Genomic DNA, 10,218 nt, shown 5'->3' on the forward strand with positions numbered 1-10,218 from the left:
GTGCAGATCGGCATCGTCGCCACCGGTGGCCTGGTGCGGCTGACCGGATCGGGGCTCGGCTGCCCGACCTGGCCGCGCTGCACCGACGGTTCGCTCGTGGCGACGCCCGAGATGGGCATCCACGGTGTCATCGAGTTCGGCAACCGGATGCTGACGTTCGTCCTGGTGATCGTCGCGGTGATCACCTTCCTCTTCGTCTTGCGCCTCCGTCGCGAGCGCCGGGACCTGTTCGCTCTGGCGGTCGGGATCGGCCTGTATGTGCCGCTGCAGGCGATCATCGGCGGCATCACGGTGCTGACGAACCTGAACCCGTACGTCGTGGGCCTGCACTTCTTCGCGTCCGCCGTACTGGTCGCGCTCTCCGCCGTCTTCGTGGCGCGGGTCTACGCCACCCCCGGCCCGCGGGTTCGGGCCGTCGCACGCTGGTACGCCGTGATGGCGCACATCACGAGCGCGCTCGTGCTGGTCACGGTGGTCGTCGGCATCCTGGTCACCGGCTCGGGGCCGCACGCCGGCGACGGCGGCGCCGCGCGCAACGGGCTGAACCCAGAGTTCATGCAGCACGTGCATTCGTGGCCCGCCTACGCGCTGCTGGGCGCCACGCTGGTGCTGTTCGTCGGGTCGTGGCGCACTCCGCCCGCGCTGCGCCAGCGACTGTGGGTCGGCCTGCTGCTCGGCGTGGAGCTGCTCCAGACCGCGGTGGGTCTGTGGCAGGCGCGCACGGGATTGCCGATCCTCCTCGTCAACATCCACCTGACCCTCGCGGTGGGCCTCGTCGCCGCGATGACCGCGGTGGTGATGCACCTGAAGACGCCCGTCGAGTCGGCCGTCGCGGCCGCGGTGCCGGCCGCCGCGGCAGCCGGTCGTTGACAGGGAATCCATAGAGTCCGCATATCATCGGCACGGTCGCGCACCGCACACTTGCGGATGCCGCGGCAACCCCGTGCCCGGAGTCCAGAGGAGTCACCACTCATGCCCACCCGTCCCCGTCTCGTCCGCAGCATCCCGTTCTGGGGTCTTGTCCTCGTGTCGATCGCGACGGCCGTCGCCGGAGCCCTGCTCCTCGTCGACAAGCTCGGCTCGATGACCACGACGCTCACTGACGGCAGCGCCACCGGCGTCGACGTCTACGTCGGCCAGTCCATCGCCGTCCTCGGCGCCATCCTGCTCGGTGCCGGCGTCATCGGCGTCCTGCTCGCTCTTGCGGTCGCCACCGCCGCGAGCCTCCGTCCGGTCGCGCCCGTCGAGATCGTCGGCCCGATCGACTGGACCGCCGAGGAGCCGTCCGACCTCGACCTCGACGAGCCCGCGGCGGCTGTCGAGTCCGAAGAGGCCGTCCTCGCGCGCTGACCCGCTCGCTGAGCGAAAAGAGACCCGCACTTCTTCGGAAGTGCGGGTCTCTTTCGTCGTACGCAGATCAGAAGGGCAGGAGCGGGTCGACCGCGATCGCCACGAACAGCAGCGTCAGGTAGGTGATCGACGCGTGGAACACGCGCATCGGACGCGGCTCGGTGCCACGCACGGCGCGGCCGTAGAGGCGGTGCGATTCATAGATGAACCAGCCGCCGAACACCAGCGCGGACACGGTGTAGACCAGGCCCATGCCTGCGACCGGGATCAGCAGCAGCGAGCAGGCCACGGCCGCCCAGGCGTAGAGGATGACCTGGAGCCCGACCTGCGACCCGGTGCGCGTGGACCCGAGCATCGGGACGTCGACCTCGTCGTACTGCTCCTTGTATTTCATGGACAGCGGCCAGTAGTGCGGCGGCGTCCAGAGGAACACGAGTGCGAACAGGATGACCGGCGGCCATGCGAGGGACCCCGTCACCGCGGTCCAGCCGATCAGCACGGGGAAGCATCCCGCGATCCCGCCCCACACGATGTTCTGCTCGGTGCGGCGCTTGAGGATCATCGTGTAGATGACGACATAGAAGAAGATCGCGACCGCCGACAGCGTGGCCGCCAKCCAGTTGGTCGTCACCCAGAGCCACACCGTCGAGACGACGGCCAGGGTCCAGGCGAAGATGAGCGCTCCGCGCGGCGAGACTTCGCCGGTCACGAGCGGACGGTTCACCGTGCGCTGCATGTGCGCGTCGATGTCGCGGTCGAGGTACATGTTGAAGGCGGCGGCGGAGCCGGCGCTCATCGAGCCGCCGATCACCGTGGCGACGACGAGCCAGAGGCTCGGCAGTCCACCCTCGGCGAGGATCATGACCGGCACGGTAGTGACGAGCAGAAGCTCGAGCACACGCGGCTTGGTCAGCGCGATGTAGKCGCGGATCGTTCGGCCGATCGGCCTGCGGGTGACCGTGGCCGTCTTATGCGACGTCGTGGTGATGTGGATCGCCCCCTCCGAAGCCGCCGCGATGACCTCACAAGTGTATGACACGGCGTCCCATCGCCCTGCCGCAGCACCCTCACAATCGCCGCGGTGCGTTCGTGCGGTCGCGGATACGAACCGGACACGCCTTCGACACTCCCTTGAGCGGTCGCCGTGTCACACTCGCGTCATCCAGCGCCACGCATGACCACCTGGGAATGCCCCTTCGGTATGCTGAAAGAAGACGCGCGCCCCGCGCCGATCCCCCTCCCCCAATGACGGTTGAGGATGCGGACGGGCAGTTGGGCGCGCACCGTGAGAAAGGCGACCGAGTGTCGGAACTGCGTTGGGATGAAATCGATCGGCGCGCGGTGGACACCGCGCGCGTGCTTGCGGCGGATGCCGTGGAGAAGGTGGGCAACGGACACCCCGGGACGGCCATGAGCCTCGCGCCGGCCGCGTACCTCCTCTACCAGCACGTGCTGCGCCACGACCCGGCGGACACGCACTGGGCCGGACGTGATCGGTTCATCCTCTCGGCGGGCCACTCGTCGCTGACGCAGTACGTGCAGCTGTATCTCGGTGGATTCGGACTCGAGCTCGATGACCTGAAGTCGCTGCGCACCTGGGGCTCGCTCACCCMGGGCCACCCCGAGTTCGGCCACACCAAGGGTGTCGAGATCACCACCGGCCCGCTCGGCCAGGGGCTGTCTTCGGCCGTGGGCTTCGCCTACGCGGCGCGCTACGAGCGCGGTCTGTTCGATCCGGACGCCGCCGCCGGCGCATCGCCGTTCGATCACTTCATCTACGTCATCGCGGGCGACGGCGACCTGCAGGAGGGCATCACCTCCGAGGCATCCTCCCTCGCCGGCCACCAGGCCCTCGGCAACCTGATCGCGATCTACGACTCCAACCAGATCTCGATCGAGGACGACACCAATGTCGCGTTCACCGAGGATGTCGCGGGGCGCTACGAGTCCTACGGCTGGCACGTGCAGACGGTGGACTGGAAGCAGACCGGCGAGTACGTCGAGGACGTCCCGGCGCTGCACGATGCGCTCGAGGCCGCGAAGGGCGAGACGAGCAGGCCGTCGATCATCATCCTGAAGACGATCATCGGCTGGCYGTCCCCCGGCAAGCAGAACACCGGCAAGATCCACGGCTCCGCCCTCGGTGGCGACGAGCTCGCCGCGACGAAGAAGGTGCTCGGCTTCGACCCCGCTGAGAACTTCGCCGTCGCGGACGACGTGATCGCGCACACCCGTCAGCTGGGCGAGCGCGGCGCTGCAGCGCACGCGGAATGGCAGACGAGCTTCGACGAGTGGGCGGCCGCGAACCCCGAGCGCAAGGCGCTGTTCGACCGGCTCGCCGCGAAGGAGCTGCCCGAGGCCATCGCCGACGCGCTGCCGGTCTTCGAATCCGGCAAGGAGGTGTCGACCCGGGCCGCTTCCGGCGTCGTCATCAACGCCCTCGCCGCGGAGCTCCCCGAGCTGTGGGGCGGATCGGCCGACCTCGCGGAGTCGAACCTCACCACGATCAAGGATGCGAAGTCCTTCATCCCGGCCGAGTGGTCGACGCACGAGTGGTCCGGCGACCCGTACGGCCGCGTGCTGCACTTCGGCATCCGCGAGCACGCGATGGGCGCCATCGTCAACGGCATCATCCTGCACGGGCCGACCCGCGCGTTCGGCGGCACGTTCCTGATCTTCAGCGACTACATGCGCCCCGCGGTGCGGCTGGCCGCCCTGATGAACATCCCGTCGATCTACGTCTGGACCCACGACTCCGTCGCCCTCGGCGAGGACGGGCCCACCCACCAGCCGATCGAGCAGCTCGCGACGCTCCGCGCGATCCCGAACTTCACGGTCGTGCGCCCGGCGGACGCGAACGAGACGTCGGTCGTCTGGCTCGAGCTGCTCCGCCGCACCGGCGGCCCGGCCGGCCTCGCACTCACCCGGCAGAACATCCCGGTGTTCCCCCGTGGCGAGGGTGCGGCATCCGGTGATGTCTTCGCATCGGCGGCCAACGCCACCAAGGGCGCGTACGTCCTGGCCGAGGCGCCCAGTGGAACCCCCGATGTGATCCTCATTGGCACCGGCTCCGAGGTGCAGCTCGCCGTGGCCGCCCGGGAGACGCTCGCCGCCGAGGGCATCAACGCCCGCGTCGTGTCGGCGCCCTCGCTCGAGTGGTTCGCCGAGCAGGACGAGGCGTACCGCGAGTCGGTGCTTCCCGCCGCCGTCACCGCCCGCGTCTCCGTCGAGGCCGGGATCGGCCTCACCTGGCGCGGCATCGTCGGCGACAACGGCCGCTCGGTCTCGATCGAGCACTTCGGCGCCTCCGCCGACTACAAGACCCTGTTCCAGAAGTTCGGCATCACTGCCGACGCCGTCATCCAGGCGGCACGCGAGACCATCGCGGCCGTGGAAGCGGCCATCAGCATCAAGGAGAACGCATGAGCACCCCCACTGAGCAGCTGACCGCCGAGGGCGTCAGCATCTGGCTCGACGACCTGTCGCGTTCGCGGATCACCTCCGGCAACCTCGCCGAGCTGATCGCCACGCGCAACGTCACCGGTGTCACCACGAACCCGACGATCTTCGCCGGCGCACTGTCGAACGGGCACTCCTACGAGGCGCAGGTCGCCGAGCTCGAGGCGGCCGGCGCGTCGACCGACGACGCGATCTTCCGGATCACCACCGACGACGTCCGCGACGCCGCCGACGTCTTCCGCCCGGTGTTCGACGCCAGCAACGGCGTCGACGGTCGCGTGTCCATCGAGGTCTCCCCCGATCTCGCGCACGACACCGCCGCGACGATCGCGCAGGCGAAGGAGCTGTGGGCGACGGTCGACCGGCCGAACGTGCACATCAAGATCCCCGCGACCAAGGCCGGCCTCCCCGCGATCACCGCCGTGCTGGCCGAGGGCATCTCGGTCAACGTCACCCTGATCTTCAGCCTGGAGCGCTACGCCGCCGTCATCGACGCATACCTCTCCGGCATCGAGCAGGCCAAGGCGAACGGGCACGACATCTCGGCGATCCACTCGGTCGCATCGTTCTTCGTGTCGCGCGTCGACACCGAGGTCGACAAGCGGCTCACCGCGATCGGCACCCCCGAGGCCGAGGCGCTCAAGTCCAAGGCCGGCGTCGCGAACGCGCGCCTCGCCTACGAGCTGTTCGAGCAGGAGTTCGCCACCGACCGCGCGAAGGCGCTGACGGATGCCGGAGCCAACGTGCAGCGTCCGCTCTGGGCGTCGACCGGCGTCAAGGACCCGGCGCTGCCCGACACGCTCTACGTCACGGAGCTCGTCGCCCCCGGCACCGTCAACACCATGCCGGAGAAGACGCTCGAGGCTACGTTCGACCACGGCCAGGTCGCCGGCGACACCGTCACGACGAACTACGCCGACGCGCACGGGGTGTTCGACCAGCTCGCCGCCGTCGGCGTCGACTTCGCCGATGTCACCCAGGTGCTCGAAGACGAGGGCGTGTCGAAGTTCATCGTCTCCTGGCACGAGCTCAAGGACACCGTGGCGAACGCGCTGGCCGCGTCGACCAAGGTCGCCGGATGACCTTCGCCATCCACCTGAGCGGCCACGTCAAGTCGGTGGTGGAAGCAACGCTCCCCGGCCTGGTGGCCGATCTGGTGGCGTCGGGTGTCACAGCAGGCGACTCATCGCTGTGGGGTCCGGCCGCCGAGGACGAGGCATCCCGCCGGCTCGGCTGGGTGGAGGCCGTCAGCGTCTCACGGCCGCTCGTGCCGGAGATCGTCGCCCTGCGCGACGAGCTCTGGGCGAAGGGCGTCACGCGCGTGGTTCTCGCGGGTATGGGCGGATCGTCGCTCGCACCCGAGGTGATCGCCCAGACCGCGGGTGTTCCACTGGTCATCCTCGACTCGACCGCGCCGGGCCAGGTGCTCGCCGCGATCGACGGCGACGCCGAGGCCGGCGGCCTCGCGCAGACCGTCCTCGTGGTGTCCTCCAAGTCCGGCTCGACCGTCGAGACCGACTCCGCCAAGCGGGCCTTCGAGGCCGCCTGGCGGGACCTCGGCATCGACCCAGCCGAGCGGATCGTCGTCGTGACCGATCCCGGTTCGCCGCTGGATGCCTCGGCTCGCGCCGCCGGGTACCGCGTCTTCAACGCCGACCCGACCGTCGGCGGGCGCTACTCGGCGCTCACCGCCTTCGGCCTGGTGCCCACCGGGCTCGCCGGCGCGGACATCTCCGAGCTCCTCGACGAGGCGGAGGCCAGCCTCCTCGAGCTCTCGATCGACAGCCCGGACAATCCATCGCTCGTCCTGGCCGCGGCGATCGCCGGCGGTGCGCCGCGGCGCGACAAGCTCGGGCTGGTCACCGACGGCACGCACATCGTGGGCCTGCCCGACTGGATCGAGCAGCTCGTCGCGGAGTCCACCGGCAAGGACGGCCTCGGCATCCTCCCCGTCGTCCTGCTCCCCGTCTCGCCCGAGATCGATGCGGCACCGGCGGATCTGCAGATCGTCCGGCTCGTCGACGAGGCCGCCCGCTTCCACCTGTTCGAGCACCACGAGGGCGAGATCCTCGTGAGCGGCTCGCTCGGCGCGCAGCTCGTCGTGTGGGAGTACGCCACCGCCATCGCGGGCCGGATGCTCGGGATCAACCCGTTCGACCAGCCGGACGTCGAGTCCGCCAAGATCGCCGCGCGCGGTCTGCTGGACGCACGCCCCGACCGGTCGGCACCGGCGTTCACCCTCGAGGGCGTCGAGGTGCGGGTGTCCGATCCCGAGCTCGCCGCCTCCGGTACGGTCGCCGGCGTGCTCGACGCGCTCTGGGCGCGCCTGCCCGAGGACGGCTACGTCTCGATCCAGGCGTACGTCGACCGCCTCCAGCTGCCGCAGCTCGCAGGGCTGCGCGAGCTGGTCGCCGCCGACTCGGGGCGCCCCACCACCTTCGGCTGGGGACCGCGCTTCCTGCACTCGACGGGTCAGTATCACAAGGGGGGCCCCGCCAACGGGGTGTTCCTGCAGATCCTGGAGCGCACGGATGTCGATCTCGAGATCCCTGGACTCCCGTTCACCTTCGGACAGCTCATCGAGGCGCAGGCAGCCGGAGACGCGAGTGTGCTCGCCGACCACGGTCGTCCCGTCGTCACCCTGACGCTCACCGACCCCCAGCTCGAGGTGCTCGTGCTCTTCGAAGCGGCCCAGTAGGAGCAGACACACTCAATGACCGCTGAGATCTCTCGCGAGCGCAACCCGCTTCGCGACGCCGATGACCGCCGCCTCAGCCGCATCGCCGGCCCGAGTGCCCTCGTCATCTTCGGCGTGACCGGTGACCTGTCCCGCAAGAAGCTGATGCCGGCGGTCTACGACCTCGCCAACCGGGGTCTCCTGCCTCCCGGCTTCGCGCTGGTCGGCTTCGCCCGTCGCGACTGGGAGGACGAGGACTTCGCCAAGGTCGTCTACGACGCGGTGAAGCAGCACGCCCGCACCGAGTTCCGGGAAGAGACCTGGAACCAGCTGCTGCAGGGCATCCGCTTCGTCTCGGGCGAGTTCGACAACCCGGAGTCATTCCGGAGCCTGCGCGAGACCGTCGAGCGGCTCGATACCGAACGCGGCACGATGGGCAACCACGCGTTCTACCTGTCGATCCCGCCGAAGGACTTCTCCGTCGTCGCGGCGCAGCTGAAGGCGTCGGGCCTCGTGGACGACACCGCCGACCAGCCGGAGCGCTGGCGTCGGGTCGTCATCGAGAAGCCGTTCGGGCACAACCTCGCCTCGGCACGCGAGCTGAACGACGCGCTGCGCACGGCGTTCCCGACCGACTCGATCTTCCGCATCGACCACTACCTCGGCAAGGAGACGGTCCAGAACATCCTGGCGCTGCGCTTCGCGAACGAGCTGTACGAGCCGCTCTGGAACCGCAATTACGTCGACCACGTGCAGATCACGATGGCCGAGGACATCGGCGTGAGCGGCCGCGCCGGGTACTACGACGGCATCGGCGCCGCACGCGACGTCATCCAGAACCACCTCCTGCAGCTCATGGCCCTGACCGCGATGGAAGAGCCCATCACCTTCAACGCCGCGGATCTCCGCGCCGAGAAGGAGAAGGTGCTCGCCGCGGTCACCCTTCCGGAAGACCTTTCGCTCGCCGCAGCACGCGGACAGTATGCGGGCGGCTGGCAGGGCGGCGAGCAGGTGCGCGGCTTCCTCGACGAGGACGGCATGGCCGAGAACTCGACGACCGAGACGTACGCCGCCGTGAAGCTGGAGATCAACACGCGACGGTGGGCGGGCGTGCCCTTCTACCTGCGCACCGGCAAGCGACTGGGCCGCAGGGTGACCGAGATCGCCGTGGTGTTCAAGCGCGCGCCGCAGCACCTGTTCTCGCGCAGCCAGACCTCCGAGCTCGGGCAGAACGCCCTGGTGATCCGCGTGCAGCCCGACGAGGGCGTCACGATCCGGTTCGGCTCCAAAGTTCCCGGCGCCGGCACGCAGGTGCGCGACGTCACGATGGACTTCGGCTACGGCCACGCTTTCACCGAGGCGAGCCCCGAGGCCTATGAACGCCTGATCCTCGACGTGCTTCTCGGCGACCCGCCGCTGTTCCCGCGACACGAAGAGGTCGAGCTGTCGTGGAAGATCCTCGACCCGATCGAGGAGTACTGGGCAAGCGAGGAAGGCCCGGTCGAGCAGTACTCCCCCGGCTCCTGGGGTCCCCCGTCTGCCGATGAACTGCTGGCCCGCGACGGCCGGATGTGGAGACGCCCGTGATCCTCGAACTTCCCGACACGACAGTCAGCAAGATCTCGCGCGCACTCGTGAGCGTGCGCGAAGAGGGCGGCGCTGTCGCCCTCGGCCGGGTGCTGACCCTCATCATCGCGACACGGCACGGCGCCGAGGAGACGGTGATCGAGGCGGCCAACGCGGCATCCCGTGAGCACCCGATGCGCGTCATCGTCCTCATGCTCGACGGCGGCGACGCCGAGCCTCGCCTCGATGCGGAGATCCGCGTGGGCGGCGACGCCGGTGCAAGCGAGGTCATCGTCGTGCGCGCGCACGGCGCGGCCGCATCCAACACCGAGAGCCTCGTCACCGGCCTGCTGCTCCCGGACGCCCCGGTCGTCGCCTGGTGGCCCGACTCGCCTCCGTCGGTGCCCTCGAAGTCGCCGCTCGGGCGGATCGCGCAGCGTCGGATCACGGATGCTTCGACCCGGCCGTACGAGCCGCACCGGCTCGCCGTGCTCGGCCAGAATCATGCCCCGGGCGACACCGACCTGGCCTGGACGCGACTCACCCACTGGCGCGAGCAGCTCGCCGCGGTCCTCGACCAGCCGCCCTTCGACGTCGTCACCGCTGTCGACGTGGCCGGCGCCAGCAGTTCGCCCTCGACGGCGCTGCTGGCCGCGTGGCTCCGGCTCATGCTCGACGTGCCGGTGACCTGGCGCTACCTGCCCGCGGACGAGTGGACCGACGGCATCAAGTCGGTCCGCCTCACCCGGGCGAGCGGCGACATCCTCCTGGAGCGCTCGTCGCCCGCGATCGCGTGCCTGAGCCAGCCCAATCAGCCGCAGCACGACCTCGTGCTGCCGCGGCGCAGCCTGCGCGAGTGCCTCGCGGAGGAGCTCCGACGGCTCGACCCGGACGTCCTGTATGGTCGAGTCATCACGGAGGGGTGGAAGCTTCTGGGTCCTCCCACTTCTGAGGAGTCGGATGGCTGAGTTCTGGACCGAGAAGCGCGTGGTGATCAGTTCGGATCCCACGTCGCTCGCGGAGTCGGTCGCCGCCCGCTTCCTGAGCCGCGTCGCCAAGCGGACCGCAGACGGAGAGCTCGCGCACATCGCGCTCACCGGCGGGTCGATGGGTGCGGCGGTCCTCGCCGCGGCGGCGCGTCATCCCCGGCACGAGCGCATCGACTG

General features: G+C 69.7%; 8 protein-coding genes and 1 pseudogene. 8 read left to right on the plus strand and 1 reads right to left on the minus strand.

Going from position 1 to position 10,218, the window contains the following annotated elements:
• The coding region (locus tag AC1DVT_RS13945; RefSeq protein WP_477389649.1) for a COX15/CtaA family protein at window positions 1-870 on the plus strand (870 nt) is incomplete at its 5' end.
• A 102-nt stretch (window positions 871-972) separates the two neighbouring features.
• Complete coding sequence (locus AC1DVT_RS13950) at window positions 973-1,350, plus strand: dinucleotide-utilizing enzyme (RefSeq protein WP_477389650.1); 378 nt, start codon at window positions 973-975, stop codon at window positions 1,348-1,350.
• A gap of 67 nt (window positions 1,351-1,417) precedes the next feature.
• Here AC1DVT_RS13950 and AC1DVT_RS13955 read toward each other — a convergent pair whose 3' ends face one another.
• Window positions 1,418-2,344 carry a heme o synthase gene (locus tag AC1DVT_RS13955; protein ID WP_477389653.1) on the minus strand — a complete coding sequence of 309 codons (927 nt, stop codon included), beginning with the start codon at window positions 2,342-2,344 and terminating at the stop codon, window positions 1,418-1,420.
• Between the two features lie 308 nt (window positions 2,345-2,652).
• Here AC1DVT_RS13955 and tkt point away from each other — a divergent pair, with 308 nt between their 5' ends.
• From tkt to AC1DVT_RS13985, 6 genes and pseudogenes are all read left to right on the plus strand, one after another.
• Window positions 2,653-4,776, plus strand: coding sequence for a transketolase (gene tkt, locus AC1DVT_RS13960; RefSeq protein ID WP_477389651.1), 2,124 nt, complete (start codon window positions 2,653-2,655; stop codon window positions 4,774-4,776).
• Window positions 4,773-5,891: a transaldolase gene (gene tal, locus AC1DVT_RS13965; RefSeq protein WP_457098313.1), complete on the plus strand. Its 1,119-nt coding sequence runs from the start codon at window positions 4,773-4,775 to the stop codon at window positions 5,889-5,891. The genes tkt and tal overlap by 4 nt, the downstream gene beginning before the upstream one ends.
• Window positions 5,888-7,507 (plus strand): glucose-6-phosphate isomerase, encoded by a 1,620-nt coding sequence (locus tag AC1DVT_RS13970; protein ID WP_477389652.1) that lies wholly within the window; start codon window positions 5,888-5,890, stop codon window positions 7,505-7,507. The genes tal and AC1DVT_RS13970 overlap by 4 nt, the downstream gene beginning before the upstream one ends.
• A gap of 15 nt (window positions 7,508-7,522) precedes the next feature.
• Window positions 7,523-9,073 (plus strand): glucose-6-phosphate dehydrogenase, encoded by a 1,551-nt coding sequence (gene zwf / locus AC1DVT_RS13975; protein WP_457098311.1) that lies wholly within the window; start codon window positions 7,523-7,525, stop codon window positions 9,071-9,073.
• Complete coding sequence (locus tag AC1DVT_RS13980) at window positions 9,070-10,020, plus strand: glucose-6-phosphate dehydrogenase assembly protein OpcA (protein WP_457098310.1); 951 nt, start codon at window positions 9,070-9,072, stop codon at window positions 10,018-10,020. Before zwf ends, AC1DVT_RS13980 begins: the two co-directional genes overlap by 4 nt.
• Window positions 10,013-10,218, plus strand: a pseudogene (locus AC1DVT_RS13985) (6-phosphogluconolactonase); the annotation flags it as partial. The gene AC1DVT_RS13980 and the pseudogene AC1DVT_RS13985, both read left to right, overlap by 8 nt.

The organism is Microbacterium sp. P2_F9 (assembly GCF_056403635.1).